Genomic DNA, 21,229 nt, shown 5'->3' with positions numbered 1-21,229 from the left:
TTGATTGTGTCAGACTTAGACTGAACTTTTTTAAACTCCCTGTCAATTGAGCAATCTGATTATGGAATAACCCCACAGGCAATTCGTGCACCGCCGCCGCCTAAAGGTTTTGGTGTGTCGGAGTAGTTGTCACCGCCTGCATGAATCATAATGGCTAAACCATGCACATCGCGAAGTTTCAAGCGGGGGGCCAGTAATGTCTCGTTAGCATCACCGTTGGAGTCTGCTTGCAGAATTGGCAAATCTCCCATATGTCCTGTTAATGGGGTTCCATGGTGAGCAACATTGAGCGGATTAAAATGCCCGCCTGCAGCAAGGGCCGCCCCCATTTTTCCATCTTTCATGGCAGGTTCGCATGAGCCTTTTTCATGAATATGGAAACCATGTGTACCTGAAGGGAGTTGTGATAAATGGGTGATCATCACTAATCCGTGAGGAGAGTCTTCTAAGGTGATGGTCCCGATTCTTTCACCAATGCCAGAAGCACTTACGGCATGCATGGTGACTTGTTGATGTTCTGGATGTTTTGAGTAAGACCAAGATTGGCATCCTGCTAAAAATATTGAACTTAAAAGGCATATGCCTGTCAGTTGAAAAAATGGACGCATTATCATTATCCTGTTTTATTTTTTGCATCTTTTATTCAAGCAAACAAACATTGCCTCATTGTAAAGAATCAGGTGTTGCATGTATGAGTTTGTTATACGTCCCTGTATGAATTTGTATTATGGTGCTGTTGAAGACGGATCAGTGGTTTCAGTTTCTTGTTCGTGAACCCATTCACGCCAAATAGCCAGTAACACTGCCAGTACCACTGGGCCAATGAATAGCCCGATCAGACCAAAACTGGCAATACCGCCCAAGACACCAAACATAATCAGTAGGAATGGAACTTTGGTTGCGCCTGAAATGACCAATGGACGAATGACGTTGTCGGAAGTACTGACCACACAAACACCCCAAAGGAATACGCCAATCGCAGCAAAAATCTGACCTTGTGAAAATAACCACAAACTGACAGCGGTATATGACACAGGTGTCCCAAATGGAATCAGTGCCAAAACGAAGGTGAGAATTGTCAGCACCATCGGATTTGGGACATCAGCAACAAAATAACTGACACCTGCCAAAACTGCCTGAGCGACAGCAGTTAAGCCAATGCCGTAGACGACTGCGCGTGTTGTTTCTGAAATAGTGTCCAAATAATGGTGGATACGTGGCCCAATGACTTTTTCCAAGGCATTTTTGACTTGGTTGAGCAGGCTAACTCCATCGCGATAAAAGAAGAACAAAGAAAACAAGGCAAAAAATAATTTCACCAGATTACGGCTGATTTCACTTAACACAAAACGGCCATAATTGATGTGATTTTGCAGCAACAGCATAATGTTCTGCGTGAGGTTATGCGGATTATTGTTCAGTTCAGTGAGTGCACGCTGAATATCTTTGCCAACGACAGGTAAGTCGGTAATTAAAGGCGGAAGAGTAAAATGTCCTGAAAATAATTGTTGTTGGACTTCAGCGTAAAGTTGGCGACCTTCATGCTGCAAAATAAAAATTGCAAAAACAAATGGAATGCCAATCACTAAAATAATCAGGAATAACATCAGGGTCGCGCTGAGATTGGTGCGCTGTTCACCACATTTTCCAAGCACCCAACGATAAATGGGCCAAGTCATATAGGCAATAATGATGGCCCAGACCACAGGAATAATAAAATATTTAAGTACACTGAAACTTAAATACAAAAGGATAAAAAACAATCCAAACAATAAAATGCGATGTAATAAAATAGGAGCAGAATTTGGCACGTGCATCTCAAAATTAAGGTTGTTTTAATTTTAATATATTAACTGAAAAACACGTGGTGGCAAATTGATCTGCTCGCTATCCAGATTTAAAACCAAGCAGTAGGATCATCAATAATGGCATTGAGTAGTGGTTGCCATTGTTTCTGGATGGTCTGATACAGCTTTTGATGCTTGTCAAAAACACTTAAACCTTGCATTGCCAGTTGGCCATAAGCACTACGCTCGGAAATCCATGCCACAGGCTGTTGTTCGATTTTGCTAAAAAATTCCTGAATATTTTGTGAGCTGGCACTGTTGGATTTGACCCGATTGGCCAGTAAATGCAGTTCAACCTTACCTTTACGAACACGCTTAATTTCTTGTAAATGCTTGAGAAAACGACGCGTACTGTCGATATCAAAAAATGAAGGCTGTATTGGAATAATAATCGCGTGACTTTCGCTGATCAGGTGCTCGGCATGTTCGCCAGACAGTGCTCCTGGAGCATCGATAATTAAATATTCTAGATTTTTCGGTGCATCGCCAATCGATTTGTCATTGCGCCAGTCGAGTGACTGAATGGTTGGGCTTTGTTCAGGACGTTGTTTTAACCACTGTAAACTTGATTTTTGATTGTCTGCATCTGCAAGTGCGACACGATAATTTTTAGCAGCAAGGGCACTGGCAAGTGTAATGGCTGTATTGGTTTTGCCGCACCCACCTTTTTGGTTGGCAATTAATATAGTTTTCATGTCTGTTTAAAAAAAATAGAGGCTTGAGTACTTTAGCACTAATTTTCCAAGATTTAGCCTATGACATGACAAAAAGTCTCAAGCCTGTTTTAATGCGTCAATTTACATGAAGGAAATAGCGAATATGTCCATTTGGGTTGCCATGGTCATGGGTTTAGCAATCGGCATTATTTTGACGTACGCATTATTGTCCAACCTGAGGAATGGCAAAATTCAAGCGGAATATGAAGTTCAGATTTCCGAACTCAAACGTAAACATCAAAAAGAATTGCGACTGGTTCAGTCGCGAAGTGTCAACAGTAGCCGCGCCATTTTAAAAGGACGTATGGCTGAGCAGTTTGCCCCGATTTTTCCTGAGTTTGAATATTTGCCAAGTGATGCCAAATTTTTGGGCGATCCTGTCGATTATATTGTCTTTAATGGCTATAACACCTTTCGGGATGGTGATGGTCGTGCCGATGAAATTGAAGTGGTGCTGATCGATATTAAAAGTGGGAATGCCCGTTTGACCAAAGGTCAGCAAGCCATAGCCGATGCGATTAAAAAAGGACGGATTCGTTTTGAAACGATCAGGGTCGATTTCGACGATTAGATGACAAAATTACTACGCTTTTACTGGTATGAGTTACCATTTTTCCGCATTTATCTAGTCTGAACATTTTAAAATTTTTGAATCAGGTTGATTGTGGAAGAATGACGATGCAAGCCTTAAAGCGTTTTATGTTGGGTTTAGGGTTCGTACTGCTTGCCAGTGATAGTTTTGCATCAAATTCGGGTGCGGAATATAACATTGCCAATGGTTTGGCACCTGAAGTCAAATGGCAGTCGATTTCGGTGCTGAAAGCCTTTCAGGGCGATTTTCGGATTTTAAGTACCAAAAGTTATCACGATGATGAGCAAGCCAAGTTTTCCCCGATTGATTATGCGGTCAGTTGGGGGATGTTTGCTGATCCGTATTTTGCCAAACAGATTAGTGTGCGTCAGTACGATCGTTTCTTAAATTGGAAAATGAAAACCTTGCCTGTTTCGCCGCAGCAAGCCATGCAAATGGTGTCCAATATGCACATTATTCCTGCTAACCCAGATATTGCACAACAAATTAAGCAAGTAAAACGGGGAGATTTGGTGCGGTTACAAGGTGAGTTGGTTGAAGTCAAAGACCGTAATCTGGTATGGCGTTCTTCTTTGACCAATACCGATGTTGGAGATGGTGGTTGTGAGCTGTTTCGCGTGAGATCCATCCAATTGATTGGTCATCATCCTTTATGATGAACACCAAAAACAAAAAAGCATGGCAAAGGCCATGCTTTTTTATTTAAGCCATTTACTGATCTGGCGTATGGGCTTTCCAGTATTCAAGTTGTTCGGTGGCTTGAATCATCGGGGCTTTATCGACTTTGGTGGTCGGAGTTTGCTGCTGGCGTTGATCCCAATATTCATACATTAAACCTTGGATATAGCGACCTTGTTCGGTTTTTAAATCTAAGTCTTTAAGCATGTTGAGTGCTGAATGGATCTGATCATGTTTGCGCTGTTCTACAAACTCTGCGGTTAATCTGTTTTGTTGCTTGAGCTGTTCCAGTTCTGTACGCATTTCTTGCGTCATATCATGAAAGTTCTTGATAAAATTTTGCAGTTGTTGAATATCGTACGCATCATCAGGCGTTGCTGAAAACTGACGGATAGACGAGGGCGTACTGACTTCACTGGCTACTTGAGAAGTTGTTGTGCTGTTACTTTTATTTGTCGCTGACGCTGCAGCCTTTGTTGTGTTTTGATCATGTTCAGAATGTTTCTGACAGGCGACAAGACCAAAACTGCTCACCAGTATGGTTGCGAGCAGTGCAGAGCGAGCGGTTAGCTGCATCATAGATTTATCCAAATAGCATCGTGTTAAAATTGAATACACGACTTAGACCTGATCAATTTTGATGAAATCATAAGCATAGGTTAAATATGGAAAATCGATTTCATCGTCAGGGCGTTTACCCAAATAATCAAACACCACCTGCTCAAACTGTTGCTTGAGTTGCTGCTGTTGTTCGGCAGGCATCATGGCAATAAAACTGGTTGAAAGCAAACGTTTGCTCACCACTTGTTCAACGGTTCCATGATGTTGATGAATAAAGTGCTGTTCACTGCCCAATTTAAACCATGACTGATTTTGAAAGGCCTTTTTCCACTCACCACTATGGTAGCGAGGTGTATTGGCTTCTAAAGGCAACAGAATGTCTGCAATGGCTTTGACCCACGGCACACTGGTGTCGCGTTGATTCCAGATCAAGCCAAAATGTCCATGTGGCTTGAGTAAACGATAGACTTCAGCAAGGGTTTCCTTGTTGGAGAACCAGTGAAAAGCCTGCGCGGTTAACACAGCATCATAATGACCTGATTCAAGCGGAATCTGATCACTATAGGCGGTTAAGGTGGTCACATCGGGATATGCCACTTGAAGTTGTTGCTGCATTTCAATTACAGGTTCAACCGCCACAATATGCGGTGTCACTTGCTTGAGGTACTGGGTAAATTTTCCTGTTCCCGCAGCAAGGTCGATCACTCGTGACTGGCTGGTGAGTTCAAGCTCGCTACGCAGCCAAGACACAATTTGTAATGGATAGCTTGGACGGGTTTGCTGATATAAAGCAGCACCAGAGCTAAAGCCTTGCGCTGCGGTTGGATGAATAGTCGACATGATTTCATTCCTTGAATTTCTTTGGTTTTATTATAGAAAGCTCTGCTGCTATCCGCGTAGAAATAGCATTATTCATACAATTTAAAGTATTTTGCAAAATGTGCTGCGCCATAATGCTTAATACAACTTAAACAATTCACAAATGCATCTTTTCATGTTCGGCACACCTTAAAAATAACACTGTATCAAGAGGGAAAAAATCACATGAGTCAATCTGAACAAATTCCAAATCTGACCTTGCACAATGACTATGAAATTCCTGCTTTGGGTTTTGGTACATATAGTTTGAATGGGCATGCAGGTGTGCAAACCATGCAACGTGCTTTAGGGCATGGTTACCGTATGCTGGATTCGGCATTTAACTATGAAAATGAAGGGGCGGTGGGCCAAGCTGTTCGTTTGTCTGGACTTCAGCGTGATGAATTATTTATTACGTCCAAGCTGCCTGGTCGCCATCATCATTATGAAAAAGCCGTAGTGACCATTGAAGAGTCACTTTATCGGGCACATTTGAACTACTTTGACTTGTATTTGATTCACTGGCCAAACCCCAATCAGGGACTTTATGTTGAAGCATGGCAAGCCCTGATTGATGCGCAGAAGAAAGGGCAAATTAAGTCGATTGGGGTCAGTAATTTCTTGCCTGAACATCTTGAGGTTTTGAAAAAAGAAACGGGCGTGATTCCTGTGATTAACCAGATTGAATTGCATCCGTATTTTAACCAAGCCGAGCAACGGGCGTATCATCAGGAGCATGGTATTTTAACCATGGCTTGGAGTCCGTTGGGGCGTGCCCGTGATGTATTTCAAGAACCTGTACTGCAAGAAATTGCACAGCAACTTGGAAAATCGGTCGCGCAGGTGATTTTGAGATGGCAGATTCAGCTCGGTGTGATTCCAATTCCTAAAGCGACCAGTGATGAAAACCAGCTTGCCAATAAAGCGATTTTTCAGTTTGAACTCAGTGATGAGCAAATGCAGCAGATCAATGCTTTGACGCGTAGCAATGGTCGCCTGAAAAATCAGGATCCTGCGGTGTACGAGGAGTTTTAATCGCAGACCATCGGGATAGGCCCCATAGACCGTCCATTGGATTGTAAATGGCAGTTTGGCGGCACGTGGTATTCTGGATGATGTGGCCGATAATAGCCGTCAGGCTGCTGAATAATAATGACTTGTGGTCGATTAATGTCGACCTGAGTATCTTGGGCATCACTATTTACAAAAACACGTGTGGTGGATTCAACCTGCCGTGTATGTTCAGGGACAACAATACAGGCGTGTAGCGCCAATCCACAGCCGAGTAGGCCGATCCATTTGCTATTAAATTGCATCGCATCACCCAGTCTTTTTTTAGTTTTATTTTACTGTAAGTGACTTCGATGCTGGACTCAACTAGATGTGTGTTTCACTTTCAGAAATTTCAGGGAATTGGTAGAACTTCTGTAATTGTTTCACTTGGCTATGCAAGTGTTGGGCTGGTAAACGTGTTTCTTGCATGACAGTCACCCAAGCCATATGACAGCGTTTGAGTTCTTCAGCACTTTGGCACTGACGAATTTTCTCAATTAAACCCTTCGACATGAGTCCGCTGTACTGTTGCAGTGCTTCAATCATCATGTTCTGCATAGTCGGCAAGTTGCGAGCTAAGTTCAAACTCGGTGCTGGTGCAGTATTTAATTTGAAATCAGCTTCTTCTTGTTCGTCTGCAATTTCTTCTGCCAATGTTGGTTTTGGCTGCGGTTGTGCATAGCGATTAATCACTTGAGAGAGGATATTGCTGACGGTCGCTACAGGGGTAATATTTTCTGGTTTTATTTCTTCGACTGTTTCAATTTCTGGTTCAGGGAGTTGTTCTTCAATAAATCCCAAGCTCAATAAACTTTCAATCAGTTCAGGTTGCAACATGCGTTGCTGACTTGCTTCTGGCAGTTTATCGAATGCTTCTGTACCCAAAACGAACAACAATTGGCGCTGTTTCGCAGAAAGCAATTTTGATCGTTGTTGCAGTGCATCATTGCCTGCTGTTGTTTTAATGTATGACATGACCCAATTCCCCTCAAATTGGAATAATGCCAACATTCAAGCGTAGCATTGTGACAGCTTAATTAATTTGCTGAAATTTAGCTGAATTATGCGATGAAATGTCAGAATATGTGAATTTTATAGTTTTTCTGAAAAATCCGTTTTGGGATTAGGTCGATTGGTTTTAAACTATAAAAATCTGACAGCGGCGTGGCAAGATGTCATATTTTGCCCTGTTTTATCTCTCCTGCCTTTATACAATAGGCATTCGCCAGTCCCTCTTTTTTATTGCATTTTGGCTATCGCCAATTTTTATTTTCGGTGCGTGAATGGATAAGCAAATTATTTTTGAAGACGAACAAATCCGAGTTATTTTTCTAAAAGGAAATTCCAAAGAACTGATTTTTTCGTTTGGGGATTTAATTACTCGCGCCAAAGGCTTAACGATTAATGCAGAAAAGTCGTTGGCAAAATACGAATATAATGTGATTGGCGTGATGCCAAAAATTAAATCATGGTTTCCTGCTGAGAGCATGCAGGCCATGATGAGCGCTGTACAGCCGATTTTAGACCAGTTTGAAACGATTGTCGGTTATGGCGGTTCAATGGGTGGCTACGCGGCAATTAAATATTCTAAATTGCTGAAAATGAACCGCGTGATTGCATTTGTTCCACAGTACAGCATTGACCCGCAAGAAATTGAAGATCGCCGTTATACCGAATTTTTTGATGAAAGCTTGCATCAGGGTATGCACATTACCACGCAAGATGTCTGCGCAAGCAGTGAATATATTGTGGTATATGACCCTTACTATTCTAATGACCGTGAACATTATTTAAAAATCAAACATGTCTTGCCTCAGGTGCATACCTTACACTTGCCATTTACAGGGCATGAGGCACTTTCGGTTTTAGCCAGTTCAAGTTTGTTGAATGATTTTCTTCGCCATCCGTGGAATAAAAACTATTTCTATCAGCAAATGCGTACGGTCAAGAAAAAGAGCAAATTCTATTACCGCACCGTGATTAACAACCTGTTGTCACGTCATAGCGCAGCACTTGGGCGTATTTTACGTAGCAATGACTTGCAGTTAGATGACCAATATCTGGATGCCAACTTAAAGCAGTTGATTACCCGCATTATGCTGAGCCGTCGTCAGGTGAGCGAGCTGGATTTGCAAAAGCTGGGCATTAAAGTCAATTTGCCGCAGGATAATAATCCGAACCAGTTGCAAGACTGTTATGGCAATTATCTGGTGTTTAACATTATTAGCAATAAAATTGAAAGCTACCCAGATGAAGCGATTCGACTGAATCATAAATACCTGATTCCACTGCTGATTAAATCAAGCTGTATCGTCAAGATTGAACTGAACAACGAGCGCTATATCGTGGCGATGAATGACCGTCGTGTCATGAAGCTATTTAATGAAGATGATGCTTTGTCGATGGATATGAGCCCAATCGTTGTGAAGAAATATTCTGAATATTATGTGTTGAGTTACAAAGACCAAAATATGCGCTGCGATAGTTTGGGCATTTGTTATTTTGTTGAACCACCACTCTTGGATGAAGACAAATTTATCCTCGCATAAGTCGTTGAATGATCCATTTAAAACAGAAAAAATTTCGGTTTTTTCTGTTTTTTTATGGCTACGAATTTTGCACAAACTGAAATTGAATTGAGTCACTAGATTTTTGTAAGTTAGGCGCATAATTTTTATATAGGGGTGAAACATCCCGTGCATGCAGAAATATTATTAAGTTGCCAGTTAGTCCGTGCATTTTATGGGGTAGCCGCCTTACCCAATCTGGCTTATGTAGATCGTTTATCTTTTATCTCTCAAATTCGCCCAATCTCCGAAATTTCATTTGTATCCCACAGTATTCAGCAGTATGCACAGCATTGGTTTGATCGCTTGAAACAGCGCGGTATTCAAGAAATGCGCCTTGATTTAATGGGTTCAACTGCACTGATTTATACGCAATTTTCTGATGCCAAGATCACGGCTTGGCAGTCCAATTGGCAGCACAATGAACTGCAACACCAGTGGGAGATTGATTATCAGGAGTCGCTGACTGAACTGGTGACATTTCCACGCAGCGTACCTGAACCCAATCGTAATCAATTTCTTGCCTTGTTGCAGCAGTTAGAACATTTGGCTCAGGTCATTGGTGAAACCCAGTTCGCCCAGATTTTTCATCGGGCCGCGGGGATTTTGGCGCAAACCAGTCATAGTATTCGAGAGTTACAGCAACAGCTTTTTTCGGCAGCACAGCAAGCATGGGTGTTTGGTGGCATGGGTTCTTGGAATGATGCAGCACCGTATTTGGCGGCAGAGCAGGGTTTGGAACAGGACTATCAACATCTGACTGAGCAATTGCATCGACAGATCAGACAAGCTTTAATGTATGCAGTCAATTTCGCCAAAACATCATAAAGGACAACAACATGAGCCAGTTAAAAGCCGTATTTTTGGATTATGCCAGTTTAGATCAGAACGACTTGGACTTTAGTCCGCTACATGCTGCTTTTGCTGAGTTGCAATTGTATGGCACAACCCTGCCAGATCAGGTGCTCACACGACTGACCGATGCTGAAGTCGCGATTGTGAATAAAGTGGTGTTAAGCGCTGAAACGATTCAGCAATTGCCAAAACTAAAACTGATTTTAATTTCTGCCACAGGCACTAACAATGTCGATCTAAAAGCGGCGCAGGCACAAGGTATTGTGGTGTGTAACTGTCAGGGGTATGGCACGGCATCGGTGGCACAGCATGCCTTGGCACTGATGCTTGCACTGGCAACCAATGTGGTGAAATACAATCAGGCGGTGCAGCAGGGGCGTTGGCAGCAGGCAGAGCAGTTCTGCTTTTTAGATTTTCCGATTGTGGAATTGGCAGGTAAAGCGCTTGGTGTGCTGGGTTATGGCGAACTTGGACAGGAAGTAGCGCGTTTGGCACAAGCATTCGGCATGAAAATTTTGGTGGGAAATCTGCCAAATCGCCATCATGAGGGGCGTTTATCACTTGAAGAACTGTTACCACAGGTCGATGTGCTGACGCTACATTGCCCACTGAATGACAGTACTAAAGATCTGATTGCTGAAAAGGAACTGGCATTGATGAAGCCGAGCGCATTTTTGGTGAATACAGCGCGTGGCGGCATCGTCAATGAAACGGCACTGGCACAGGCTTTACAACAAGGCAAACTGGCAGGCGCAGCAACCGATGTTCTGACTGTTGAGCCACCTAAGCAAGGAAATATCTTGCTTGATTCTATAATTCCGAATTTGATCATCACCCCACATTCAGCATGGGGGAGTGTCCAAGCCCGTCAGCGCATTGTGCAGCAACTGACTGAAAATGCCGAAGGCTTTGCTTCTGGCAATATTCTGCGTCAGGTCAATTAATTAGTTGGCTTGACTTAAGGATTTTTGCTCAATTGGGACAGGGGTTGTATCGCTACGGTTACCTGTCACTACTTCTTTAGTTTGCTCCCATTTCTTTTCGGCGCCTTGTTGTACATCACTGGCTTTTTCTTGCATGACTTGCGTTGTTTCAGCGCCAAACGCTTTGGTATTGTCCCATTTACGTTGAATTTTCTCTGAGGCTTTGTCTGCACCGCGTTGTGTAGCATTGCCAATACGTTCTAGAGTTTGCCCTGTTTTATATAAAATCACGCGTCCCAAACTTGGATTGTCAGGCAGTGGTGCATTGGGAGTGCTGGGTTGAGTTTCAGTCATTGCAAAAACTGACGGTGCTGCAACGAGGCAACTGCTGAGTAAAAATAACTTGATTGGGCTTAAACGCATTGCAAGATCTCATCCTGTTGATGCCAGTCATTTTAGGATGAGATGAGGCGAATAGGTAGGAAAGTGAAGAAATTCATACGATAGGATAACGATTGAAAATCAATTGGTGTGACTAAACTCAGACTTGAGGAGTTGCAAAAAAGCTTCCCTTGCTTTGTGATGTACATCTTTATGCCAAAAAAACTGATTTTGAATCGCAGAAAAATGCTCAAACTGATATCCACAAATATGTGTCAGATTTTTATATTGTTCAAAAAGACTTTTGGGAATCAAGGCAACGCCTGAACCTGCACTGACACAACCCAAAATTGTGGCATAGCTGGTAATACTGGTGATCGGAAGAGAAAGGTTTTTAACTTTTAGCCATTGTTCCAAGGCCGCACGATAGGGGCAACCTTCAGTCCACATAAAAATTTCCTTACCAATTAAATCTTCCTGAGAGCGGATTTCGCCAAAAGAAGAAGGTGCAATCAACACCATATTTTCCTGATAAATTTCAAATTTATTGAGCAAAGGCAAGGTAATATCCCCCGCAACAATCGCACCATCCAGTTTATGTTGACTGACATCCTGTAATAACTGCTTCCATGTTCCTGTAATGATTTGCACTGAAACGTCAGGATGCTGTTGATGAAATTTTGCCAATAAATGCGGCAGGCGGGTCGTGGCAGAAGACTCGATGGCACCGATTCTTAAAGGGCCTGAAGGAGGAGTATCTGGATGAACGCTGCGTTTTGCTTCATCGCATAAAGCCAGAATTTTATGGCAATACGTTAAAAAGATTTCACCCGATGCCGTCAGTTTCAGCCGTTTTCCCTCACGGTGAAAGAGCGAAGTTTCTAATTCTTCTTCAAGTTGTTGAATACGGGTGGTGATATTGGAGGGTACGCAATGTAAACGTAGCGCAGCTTGAGACATACTGCCGCACTCCACAATAGTCTGAAACATTCTTAGTTGATGAATATCCATAATCATTCACTTAAACAGAATTAGATACTCAATATAAGTTAATTTTACACAATCATATAGCCGATTATGATGAAGGAAATTTATCTTCATGATTGCAGATCAGCGATGACTATTTCCGCACTTGTAAAAGCACCTCATTTCTCTGAGGCACTCAAACTTTATGTTTTTATTGGAATCACTGTGCTGTGTTGGGGATATTCACCGATTGGAGTACATCGTGCATTAGATTCTTATAGCCCCCAACATATTGCATTGCTTCGATTTTTAATCGCTTCGCTCTTCTTATTTTTACTTGTACTGAAAAAAGGGATTCAGCCTGTCCGCTGGAACGACTTGCCACGATTTGGGATGCTGGGATTATTCTCTGTCACCATTCATCATTTACTGATTAATATTGGGCAACAATATGTGACTGCGGTTGCATCGAGCATTCTGAGCCAGTCCATTCCGTTATTTACAGTCCTGATTTCTGCATTTCTGCTGAAAGAGCAGATTCGTGTTGTGCAGTGGATCTGTATTGTATTGGGACTTTGCGGTGCGATTTTGGTGATTAGTGGCGATCATGGGTTTAGCTTACCGAATGCTCATAGCCTAATGATTTTATGTGCAGCTATCGCATGGGGCATTTATTTTAATTTATATAAACGTTTTGCGCTCGAATACGATACGGTGAGCATGATGTGCTATGTCATCTGGTTGGGAACGTTACCTTTACTCTGCTATAGTCCACATCTGTACACGAGTGTTTTACATGCTACATGGCAAGCCAATCTTTCCGTAGTTTTACTGGGATTATTTCCGAGTGCATTGGCTTATTTACTTTGGGCTGAGGTTTTGCGGAATCTGCCTTTAACCCTTGCATCTAACTTTTTATATGTTACGCCAATCGTGGCAATCAGTTTGGCAATGCTCTTTTTGGGAGAGCGGCCTTCTTGGATCATTTTGTTTGGCGGAATGATGATTGTTGCCAGTATTGTTTGGATGAATAAATCCAATCGGTGATTTGCATATCTTATTTTTATGAATAAAAAACCCGCTCTAATGCGGGTTTTTTAAATGTTCAAATCTTAAAAAATTTAGTGCTGCAACACACTGACATCAGCCACAGCAGTAAACAAATTACGCAACTGTGCCAATAAACGTAAACGGTTGGCTTTGAGTTCTGCATCTTCCGCCATCACCATCACGCCTTCAAAGAACGCATCGATTGGTGCACGAAGTGCAGCAAGCTTAGACAAGGCTTCAGTGTAATCTTTGGCTGCCAATAATGGCTCAACCACAGGATTCACCGCTTGAAGCTCAGCATATAATGCTTTTTCAGCATCTTCGACCAATTTGCTGGCATCCACAGTACCTTCAGGTGTTGCTTCTTTTGCAAGAATGTTGGCAACACGTTTGTTGGCTGCCGCAAGTGCTGCTGCTTCAGGTAGTGCGCGGAAGTGATTCACGGCATTGATACGTTTGTCAAAATCAAGCGGAGATTTTGGTGATAACGCCTGAACCGCTTGCAATACATCTACCGCAACCCCTTGGTCTTCATATTTGGCACGGTAACGACCTTCAAGGAAAGCAACCGCATCAGCCAAAGTCTTGCCGTGATCTTTCACAATCTCGCCATAACCTTGCAGTGCCAGATTGACCAACTCTTCAATAGTCACATCCAGTTCATTTTCAATAATCAGACGTAAAATACCAATCGCTGAACGACGCAGTGCAAACGGGTCTTTTGAACCTGTTGGGGCTTGCCCGATACCAAAAATACCCACCAAGGTATCTAAGCGGTCAGCAAGCGCAATGGTTGTACCCGTCTTGGTTTTTGGTAAAACATCGCCTGCAAATTTTGGTAAATACTGTTCGCCAAGGGCTTCGGCAACTTCATCATTTTCGCCTTCGATGCGAGCATAGTAAGTGCCTGCAATCCCTTGAAGTTCAGGGAATTCACCCACCAATTCAGAGGTTAAATCGCATTTTGCCAGTAAGGCTGCTTTTTCAGCATCAGCGGTATTTGCGCCTGTAATGCTTGCCAAAGCCACAGCCAATTTAGCAATACGCTCTGACTTGTCCCAAAGTGTACCCAATTGTGCTTGGAACACCATGTTGGCCAATTTTTCTTTACGAGAAGCAAGTGGTTGTTTTTGGTCTTGCAAGAAGAAGAATTCAGCATCGCTCAAACGTGGACGAACCACTTTTTCATTCCCTTCAATAATTTGAATCGGGTCTTTTGAGTCGATATTCGACACCGTAATGAAGTAAGGCTGTAATTTACCTTCGCTGTTTACCAAGCAGAAATACTTTTGGTTGTCCTGCATGGTGGTAATCAAGGCTTCTTGTGGCACAGCCAAATAGCGTTCTTCAAAGGTTGCGCGAAGGGCAACAGGCCATTCTACAAGTGCAGTTACTTCATCCAACAAGTCACTTGGCACAATCGCAGTCGCATTGACTTCATCAGCCAGTTTTTTCACTTGCTCTTGAATCAATTCCTGACGCAGTTCAAAGTTGGCAATTACATGGGCTTTTTCTAAAGCCGCCAAGTAGTCGTTCGCATGTGTCAAAGTGATTGCTTCAGGTGCATGGAAACGGTGACCATAGCTCAAGTTACCTGCAACGTGATCCTGAATCGTGGCAGGAATCACTTGGCCATCTTTCAGCAATACCACCCATTTTACAGGGCGAACAAATTCGGTACGGCTCGCTGCTGAACGCATGCGTTTTGCAATCGGTAAGCGATCCAAAGCAGTTTGCAAGATTTGCGGTAAAAGTGCATCAAGGCTTTGACCTTGAATGTCTTTGTAATAACACACTTTTTCAACTTTACCTGCTTGGAAGGTTGAAACCTGTTCTATGCCAATGCCTTGACCACGCATAAAGCCATCAAGCGCTTTCGTTGGTTTGCCTTCCGCATCATAAGCCGCTTGTACCGCAGGGCCATCAAAGCGTTTTTGTGTGTCAGCTTGAGCGCCATCGACATCGACAATTTTTAAAGCCAAACGACGTGGTGCTGCATAAGCTTCAATTGAAGCAAAGTTTAAACCTGCTTCCTGTAAGCCTTTGACCGTTTCAGCCTGTAGGGCATCGCGCAAAGTTTTTAAGCTTTTTGGAGGAAGTTCTTCACAGCCGAGTTCAAATAAAACAGTATGTTGAGTCATTATTTGTTCTCCGTTTTTGCAGCTTCTGCGTCGGCTTGTGCTTGTAACTGTGCTAAGACTTCATCACGTAAATGCGGCTCTGCCATTGGGAAGCCCAACTTGGCACGCGCTTGGACATAACTTTGAGCAATGGCACGTGACAATCCACGAACACGTAAAATATAACGCTGACGTTCGGTCACCGAAATTGCACCACGTGCGTCCAGCAAGTTAAAGGTGTGTGATGCTTTCATCACTTGTTCATACGCAGGTAATGGCAGCTCAGCTTCAATCAGACGGTTGGCTTCTGACTCGTAAAAATCGAAGAATTCAAACAGTTTTTCAACAGGTGCGTATTCGAAGTTATAGGTCGATTGTTCTACTTCGTTTTGATGGAACACATCGCCATACGTCACTGTGCCAAATGGGCCTTTTGTCCAAACCAAGTCATACACCGAGTCAACCCCTTGCAAATACATGGCAAGACGTTCAAGACCATACGTAATTTCGCCTGTCACAGGGTAACATTCGATACCACCCACTTGTTGGAAGTAAGTGAACTGAGTCACTTCCATACCATTCAGCCAAACTTCCCAACCTAAGCCCCAAGCACCAAGCGTTGGAGATTCCCAGTTGTCTTCTACAAAGCGAATGTCATGGGTTAAAGTGTCAATGCCGATGGCTTTGAGTGAGTCCAAATACAACTGCTGAATGTTATCTGGATTTGGCTTCAAGACCACTTGGAACTGGTAATAATGCTGTAAGCGGTTCGGGTTTTCACCATAGCGGCCATCTTTAGGGCGACGAGAAGGCTGTACGTAAGCCGCGTTCCAAGTTTCAGGGCCTAAGGCACGTAAGAATGTTGCCGTGTGGAATGTCCCTGCGCCAACTTCCATGTCATAAGGTTGTAAAACAACACAGCCTTGCTCGGCCCAGTAATTTTGTAAGGCAAGAATTAAGCCTTGAAAAGTATCAATATGCGAGATGGCGCGACTCATGTAGCATCCACGAATTATGAGAAAAATTGTCCCTAAGTATAAGGATTTTGTAGGTAGGTGGCAAAGACTTCTATGCAAAATTGCCGATCGTCAGAGAAATGATGAGGAAGATAAATTTTGCATGTAGATTCAGCATTTCCTCATCAAAGTCATCAAAGAGTTTTCTGATATTTATAATATATAAAGTAAATACATCTTTAAGATTCACACCGTATAATATTTTTCCATAGAGTAAAAAGAGCAGGGAAGATGCGGCTACGTTTAGACATTTTAAAACCCAATTTTAAATTGCTGCCTGTCAGGGAACGCGTGTTGTGTGCGCTTGGTGCCTTACTCGGACTCGCGATTTCATCCGCTTTTAGCTGGTGGGCGTTGGGTGATTTTAATGCGTGGTACATTGCCCCAATGGGGGCATCTTCCGTCTTGTTATTTGCTGTCCCTTCTAGCCCTTTGGCACAGCCGTGGAATATTGTGGTCGGAAATACACTTGCCGCATTGATTGGTATTTTATGCGCACAATATATTCCCGAAACTACACTGTCATTTAGCCTAGCCGTTGCACTGGCGATTTTTGTGATGATGAGCAGCGATTCCTTACATCCCCCGAGTGGAGCAGTCGCGATGACCGCAGTCTTGGGCGGAGCATCAGTGCATCAGTTGGGCTTTAAATTTATCGCTTATCCTGTTTTGTTAAATTCATTGTTACTTTTGGCTGTTGCTGTCATTTTTAATCGTGCCATTGGACGCAGTTACCCAAACACTGCACAACTTAATCCGCGTAGCAAAGACCCGACACCAGAACAAAAAGTTAGTATTCAACCCCAAGACATTCAAGATGTTTTAGCGCATCAAACCGAGCTACTCGATATTAGCCAATATCAGCTTGAGGAAATTATTTTACAGGCACAGCGCCATGCTCAACAGCGCTCTCCACAGATTTACGCCTGCCAAGATATTATGAGTCGTGATTTAATCACCCTAAATGCTCAAGATGAAATTCAGCAGGCTGTTGCCAAATTCAAACAGGTTAATCTGATGAGTTTGCCTGTGATTGATGATGCAGGAAAATTATTGGGAACACTGGCACTCTATGAAGTTGTGGAATGGTTTCAGTCGGTTGCTGATCCACGCGCACCACACCAAGATTTTGTCTATCAGATTATGCAGCGCCAAGTGGTTACGGTTCAGCCTGAACAACCGTTATACGACCTCATTCCTTATTTTGTGGAACGTTCATTTAATTATATTGCTGTGGTTGAGCAGCAACGTTTAGTTGGAATTATTAGTCGTGCCGATATGATTGCGGCGTTACAGCGACAACTGCTGATGCAACAGGCATAAAAAAACCACGACTTTCGGGGGAAAAATCGTGGCGAAACTTTAAAAACTTAGCGATAGCGTTCGTCATTCACCGTACGAATCGGTTGTTGATAATACGCTGATGTATTTGAAAGTCTCGGTTGTTTTGGCATGACGAACCATAAAACCAAATAGACTAAAATGCCAGGAAATCCTGAACTTATAATCGAAACCAAAACAAAGATAACTCGCAGCAAGTTGGCATTCCAACCAAACCGTTCAGCAATACCACCCATCACACCCGCAATGATTTTTTGCTGATTTGATCGGTATAATCCTGAGTTGCTCATTCAAGTCTCCTTTGCTATTCAAAACTGTTTATTCTTAAGCGAAGAAACAGTGAATAATGTCTTAGAAAATATATGGAGATGGAGTTTTAAATTTCTAGTCTGTACCTGCAAAAAAATGCGTTAATTTATGTAATTTTTTATCAGGATAAAAATTGTTTTGATTACAATGCCTGAAATTAATGTGCCATTTGGTGCATATCTTCCCTCTAGGCAAGTCATATGTTGAATTCTCAAAAATTTATAAAAACAATAAGTTATTCGGCATTTGTTTTAGGTTGTTCCTTCCAACTTGTCGCATGTAGCCCCAAAAATACCTCATCAGAAAGCGTCACTCAGTCTCATCAGTCGGTGAGTACAAGCCTGTCATTGCATCATTCGGCAGAAGGTCAAAAGCTGTTGGATGTTGCTGGTCGAAGTTCTATGCCAGTGCAAGCACAGCATTCCAATGCCCACTATGTTTTGACGCCATTGGAAAAGAAAATGGTCGGGCGGTATATGGTGACCATTTCTTGCCAAGATCCGATTGCGCGTTGCGATGCTGGGCAACAAGGCTCTGTTGAATATATTTTGAATTTAATGGAAGATGGCTCAATTTTTCGACTGATCAAAAGTTTTGGTCGTGTGTATGCCGACACGCGTGCAACACAAGACTATCGTGATGATCACTGGGAAATTGTTACGGAAAATCAGAAGAAATATATTCTGGTTTATTTTAAGGAAGGCTTACGTTTTTATTACTTGATTGACGAAAAAGGCAATTTGGTCATGGATAGCCAGCGTAATTTTGCAATTAACAAAACGATCTTTGAGCATGGTCATCCGTATACGTTAAATAATTATTATTTGGTACGTGCTAAAAATTAATTTGAATCAAAAATAAAGTGTTTAAGTTAGATGGTGTGTTGCCATTTTATTGAGGCAAAAAAAAACCTCTCAAAAAGAGAGGATTTTTTAGAATCTTGGTGGGTCGTCCGCGACTCGAACGCGGGACCAACGGATTAAAAGTCCGCTGCTCTACCACCTGAGCTAACGACCCCTAACGGGTTCAATTCGATAAATGGTGGGTCGTCCGCGACTCGAACGCGGGACCAACGGATTAAAAGTCCGCTGCTCTACCAACTGAGCTAACGACCCATATCGTCTTGATGGAGCGTATTGTAGCAAGATCTTGAGCGATGGCAAGAGGATTTTGCAAGAAAATGAATCAATTGTTTACAAAATCCACAAATTTAAGATTTTTGGCTAAAAAAACGGCCTAAAAACGATAATGATACTGTTGAATGAGTGCGAATATCTCATCACTGAGTACGGCATAAGTCTGGGTCTGTGGCAAATAAACCAAAATAGTATCTTCACATTGTGCCAGATCAAAACCTTGGCTCTTTAATTTTTGCTTTGGATACTTGAAGGTGCTGGTTGTTTCAAGTTGATCTTGAATACGTAAAAAAATGGGAATCGCATAGGCAGGGAGGGCTTGTTTCAAATCTTGCCAAAGTGCACCGAGATCTAATTGATCCAGAGTCATTCCTGTTGCTAGGCTGATGCTTGCCATACCAGCGCGTCCATTGGTTTGTGGAATTTCCACGCCATAGACCACAGCTTCATTAATCAGAGGGTGATCACACAAGATTCCTTCAACCTCTGCGGTCGACACATTTTCACCTTTCCAACGGAAAGTATCACCTAAGCGATCAACAAATTGAGCATGGCGAAAGCCTAAATTTCGTACCAAGTCGCCACTATTAAAGTAGGCATCTCCCTGTTTAAAGACATCTTGCAAGATCGCAGCACGATTTTTTTCAGCATCGGTATAGCCATCGAAAGGCGAGCGGCGGGTAATTTTACCAATCAACAAGCCAACATCACCTTTGCGGACAGGTTGGCAAAATCCTTTGGCATCACGAATCGGCTGATTTTTTTCCTGGTCATATTGCACAATGGCAAAAGGCGTTGGTGAGAATCCAATGGTATTGTCAAAATTAAGTAAATTGCTAAAACCAACGTTACCTTCGCTAGAGGCATACATTTCCAGAATTTCGTGAACAGCAAAGCGCTGTTTAAATGTGTGCCAAATATTAGGACGCATGCCATTACCAATCATTTTGCTGACTCGATGCTGCTGGTCTTGTGGAGATGCGGGAGTATCCAGTAGATAACGGCAAATTTCGCCAACATAACCTAATGCGGATGCATCAAATTCACGAACATCTGACCAGAACTGGCTTGATGAATATTTTCGGCGAGTAGCTAGAGCTGCACCGCCAGCAATGACTCCACACCAGCACACGACGATACCTGTGGCGTGGTACATTGGCAAGGGGGCGTATAACACATCATTTTGATTGAGGTTCAGCACGTGCCCATAGGTGCCGAATGCCAAAGTCCAGCGCCCATGATTGAAAATGACGGCTTTCGGTAAACCTGTTGTGCCAGAAGTGTAAATATAAAACAAACCATCTTTTGAATGGGTGCGTTTGGTTGTAGTTGTATTGAATTCAGGAAAGGGATGCGCACAGTTGGCTAAATTTAAATAACCTTGTGGTGCTGTGCCTTGTTCTTTCAGGGTTTCAGTATCTGCAAACCAGTATAAAACCGTATTTTCATGGAGTTCAGGGCGAATTTCATCAAATATGGCGTGATATTCCTCTCCAACAATAACTGCTTTGGGTTGCACTAGTCGAATACTGTGACTCAGCACTTTGCCAGATTGTGATGTATTTAATAAAGCAGAAATTGCTCCAATTTTTGCCAAGGCGAGTATGCTCGCAAAGAACTCTGGTCGGTTGCTGAGCATTAATGCAACTACATCACCTTTTTGAATGCCTTGAGCTAAAAAGTAGTGTCCGATCTGGTTGGCCCATTGATTAAGTTTTTGATAACTGAATTGTTGCTTTTCGAAAAATAAAGCAGGGCGCTCTGGGAATCGTTGAGCAGTCTTTTCAAAAGCGACGGCAAGCCCTGTAGGTGTTTTTGCACCGCGTAAATAAGCCTGACTTAAACCTGATGCAATGTGAGGAAGTTTAGGCAAGACCTGTGGGATTTTTTGGAAAATGTCACTCAATTTAATTGTATCTGAAGACGGTTTCATCACGTGCCTGCGCTAAGAAAAGATAGGAATAGAGTAAAGCAGTTGCCTTAAAACTAAAAACCGCTTCTCGAAGGAAGCGGTTTTAGATCGGATTTATTCAGTTGGTGTTGTTGCTTTTTTTGGTGGACGGCCACGTGGGCGACGAGGAGGTCGAGCTGCAGTTTTGTCCTTGGCTTCAGCTTTGCTTGCTTTTGCGGTTGTTTTACTTTCTGCTTTAGCTTCAACAGCTTCAACAGCTTCAACAGCTTCAACAGCTTCAACAGCTTCAACAGCTTCAACAGCTTCAACAGCTTCAACAGCTTCAACAGCTTCAACAGCTTCAACAGC

Annotated in this window: 23 protein-coding genes and 2 tRNA genes; 9 read left to right on the top strand and 16 right to left on the bottom strand. The window is 42.7% G+C overall.

Features of this window, described 5'->3' with window-relative positions:
- Window positions 1-59 precede the first annotated feature (59 nt).
- The 3 genes from sodC to C1A47_RS06595 form a co-directional block, all read right to left on the bottom strand.
- Window positions 60-608, bottom strand: a complete 549-nt coding sequence (gene sodC / locus C1A47_RS06605; RefSeq protein WP_111893651.1) for a superoxide dismutase family protein — start codon at window positions 606-608, stop codon at window positions 60-62.
- 117 nt (window positions 609-725) lie between these two features.
- Complete coding sequence (locus C1A47_RS06600) at window positions 726-1,817, bottom strand: AI-2E family transporter (RefSeq protein WP_111893649.1); 1,092 nt, start codon at window positions 1,815-1,817, stop codon at window positions 726-728.
- 80 nt (window positions 1,818-1,897) lie between these two features.
- The gene (locus C1A47_RS06595) at window positions 1,898-2,542 is read right to left on the bottom strand and encodes a ParA family protein (protein ID WP_111893647.1); all 645 of its coding nucleotides are present in this window, start codon (window positions 2,540-2,542) and stop codon (window positions 1,898-1,900) included.
- Between the two features lie 124 nt (window positions 2,543-2,666).
- Here C1A47_RS06595 and C1A47_RS06590 point away from each other — a divergent pair, with 124 nt between their 5' ends.
- Together C1A47_RS06590 and C1A47_RS06585 are read left to right on the top strand one after the other, a co-directional pair.
- Window positions 2,667-3,134 (top strand): Holliday junction resolvase-like protein, encoded by a 468-nt coding sequence (locus C1A47_RS06590; protein WP_111893645.1) that lies wholly within the window; start codon window positions 2,667-2,669, stop codon window positions 3,132-3,134.
- A 128-nt stretch (window positions 3,135-3,262) separates the two neighbouring features.
- Window positions 3,263-3,811 (top strand): hypothetical protein, encoded by a 549-nt coding sequence (locus C1A47_RS06585; RefSeq protein WP_413772952.1) that lies wholly within the window; start codon window positions 3,263-3,265, stop codon window positions 3,809-3,811.
- Window positions 3,812-3,866: 55 nt separating this feature from the next.
- Here C1A47_RS06585 and C1A47_RS06580 read toward each other — a convergent pair whose 3' ends face one another.
- Window positions 3,867-4,412, bottom strand: coding sequence for a hypothetical protein (locus tag C1A47_RS06580; RefSeq protein ID WP_111893641.1), 546 nt, complete (start codon window positions 4,410-4,412; stop codon window positions 3,867-3,869).
- Window positions 4,413-4,454: 42 nt separating this feature from the next.
- Window positions 4,455-5,237, bottom strand: a complete 783-nt coding sequence (locus C1A47_RS06575; protein ID WP_171294353.1) for a class I SAM-dependent methyltransferase — start codon at window positions 5,235-5,237, stop codon at window positions 4,455-4,457.
- 201 nt (window positions 5,238-5,438) lie between these two features.
- Between C1A47_RS06575 and C1A47_RS06570 the strand changes: the two genes are divergently transcribed.
- Complete coding sequence (locus C1A47_RS06570) at window positions 5,439-6,287, top strand: aldo/keto reductase (RefSeq protein ID WP_111893637.1); 849 nt, start codon at window positions 5,439-5,441, stop codon at window positions 6,285-6,287.
- On the opposite strand, the gene C1A47_RS06565 is transcribed toward C1A47_RS06570, so the two are convergent.
- Window positions 6,284-6,568, bottom strand: a complete 285-nt coding sequence (locus C1A47_RS06565) for a hypothetical protein (RefSeq protein WP_111893635.1) — start codon at window positions 6,566-6,568, stop codon at window positions 6,284-6,286. The two genes, C1A47_RS06570 and C1A47_RS06565, sit on opposite strands and share 4 nt — an antisense overlap.
- Window positions 6,569-6,629: 61 nt before the next feature.
- Window positions 6,630-7,280, bottom strand: a complete 651-nt coding sequence (locus C1A47_RS06560) for a hypothetical protein (protein ID WP_111894071.1) — start codon at window positions 7,278-7,280, stop codon at window positions 6,630-6,632.
- 308 nt (window positions 7,281-7,588) lie between these two features.
- On the opposite strand from C1A47_RS06560, the gene C1A47_RS06555 reads away from it, so the two are divergent.
- From C1A47_RS06555 to C1A47_RS06545, 3 genes are all read left to right on the top strand, one after another.
- On the top strand, window positions 7,589-8,854 hold the full coding sequence (locus C1A47_RS06555) for a hypothetical protein (protein ID WP_111893633.1): 1,266 nt from the start codon (window positions 7,589-7,591) through the stop codon (window positions 8,852-8,854).
- Between the two features lie 147 nt (window positions 8,855-9,001).
- Entirely contained in the window at window positions 9,002-9,700 is a 699-nt protein-coding gene (locus C1A47_RS06550; RefSeq protein ID WP_111893631.1) for a hypothetical protein, read from the top strand.
- Between the two features lie 11 nt (window positions 9,701-9,711).
- Window positions 9,712-10,671 (top strand): 2-hydroxyacid dehydrogenase, encoded by a 960-nt coding sequence (locus tag C1A47_RS06545; protein ID WP_111893629.1) that lies wholly within the window; start codon window positions 9,712-9,714, stop codon window positions 10,669-10,671.
- On the opposite strand, the gene C1A47_RS06540 is transcribed toward C1A47_RS06545, so the two are convergent.
- Window positions 10,672-11,073 (bottom strand): hypothetical protein, encoded by a 402-nt coding sequence (locus C1A47_RS06540; RefSeq protein ID WP_111893627.1) that lies wholly within the window; start codon window positions 11,071-11,073, stop codon window positions 10,672-10,674.
- Window positions 11,074-11,172: 99 nt separating this feature from the next.
- Window positions 11,173-12,042: a LysR family transcriptional regulator gene (locus C1A47_RS06535; protein ID WP_111893625.1), complete on the bottom strand. Its 870-nt coding sequence runs from the start codon at window positions 12,040-12,042 to the stop codon at window positions 11,173-11,175.
- A 105-nt stretch (window positions 12,043-12,147) separates the two neighbouring features.
- On the opposite strand from C1A47_RS06535, the gene C1A47_RS06530 reads away from it, so the two are divergent.
- Window positions 12,148-13,044 carry a DMT family transporter gene (locus C1A47_RS06530; RefSeq protein ID WP_227539742.1) on the top strand — a complete coding sequence of 299 codons (897 nt, stop codon included), beginning with the start codon at window positions 12,148-12,150 and terminating at the stop codon, window positions 13,042-13,044.
- A 74-nt stretch (window positions 13,045-13,118) separates the two neighbouring features.
- Here the strand turns inward: C1A47_RS06530 and glyS are convergent, their stop codons facing one another.
- Both glyS and glyQ read right to left on the bottom strand, forming a co-directional pair.
- Window positions 13,119-15,188 (bottom strand): glycine--tRNA ligase subunit beta, encoded by a 2,070-nt coding sequence (glyS, locus tag C1A47_RS06525; protein WP_111893621.1) that lies wholly within the window; start codon window positions 15,186-15,188, stop codon window positions 13,119-13,121.
- Window positions 15,188-16,165 carry a glycine--tRNA ligase subunit alpha gene (gene glyQ, locus C1A47_RS06520; RefSeq protein WP_111893619.1) on the bottom strand — a complete coding sequence of 326 codons (978 nt, stop codon included), beginning with the start codon at window positions 16,163-16,165 and terminating at the stop codon, window positions 15,188-15,190. The genes glyS and glyQ overlap by 1 nt, the downstream gene beginning before the upstream one ends.
- Window positions 16,166-16,414: 249 nt before the next feature.
- Between glyQ and C1A47_RS06515 the strand changes: the two genes are divergently transcribed.
- Complete coding sequence (locus C1A47_RS06515) at window positions 16,415-17,506, top strand: HPP family protein (RefSeq protein WP_111893617.1); 1,092 nt, start codon at window positions 16,415-16,417, stop codon at window positions 17,504-17,506.
- Between the two features lie 47 nt (window positions 17,507-17,553).
- Here C1A47_RS06515 and C1A47_RS06510 read toward each other — a convergent pair whose 3' ends face one another.
- On the bottom strand, window positions 17,554-17,814 hold the full coding sequence (locus tag C1A47_RS06510) for a PspC domain-containing protein (protein WP_111893615.1): 261 nt from the start codon (window positions 17,812-17,814) through the stop codon (window positions 17,554-17,556).
- A 219-nt stretch (window positions 17,815-18,033) separates the two neighbouring features.
- Between C1A47_RS06510 and C1A47_RS06505 the strand changes: the two genes are divergently transcribed.
- Window positions 18,034-18,678: a hypothetical protein gene (locus C1A47_RS06505; RefSeq protein WP_111893613.1), complete on the top strand. Its 645-nt coding sequence runs from the start codon at window positions 18,034-18,036 to the stop codon at window positions 18,676-18,678.
- 96 nt (window positions 18,679-18,774) lie between these two features.
- On the opposite strand, the gene C1A47_RS06500 is transcribed toward C1A47_RS06505, so the two are convergent.
- From C1A47_RS06500 to C1A47_RS06485, 4 genes are all read right to left on the bottom strand, one after another.
- A tRNA-Lys gene (locus C1A47_RS06500) sits at window positions 18,775-18,850 on the bottom strand.
- Between the two features lie 22 nt (window positions 18,851-18,872).
- Window positions 18,873-18,948, bottom strand: a tRNA-Lys gene (locus C1A47_RS06495).
- A gap of 121 nt (window positions 18,949-19,069) precedes the next feature.
- The gene (locus C1A47_RS06490) at window positions 19,070-20,902 is read right to left on the bottom strand and encodes a long-chain-acyl-CoA synthetase (protein WP_111893611.1); all 1,833 of its coding nucleotides are present in this window, start codon (window positions 20,900-20,902) and stop codon (window positions 19,070-19,072) included.
- A 93-nt stretch (window positions 20,903-20,995) separates the two neighbouring features.
- A partial coding sequence (locus tag C1A47_RS06485; RefSeq protein ID WP_205669583.1) for a hypothetical protein occupies window positions 20,996-21,229 on the bottom strand: 234 nt, incomplete at its 5' end.

Origin of the sequence: Acinetobacter sp. MB5, assembly GCF_003261585.1 — a bacterium.
Lineage (GTDB): Bacteria > Pseudomonadota > Gammaproteobacteria > Pseudomonadales > Moraxellaceae > Acinetobacter.
This window is presented reverse-complemented; position numbering and strand designations above follow the sequence as displayed.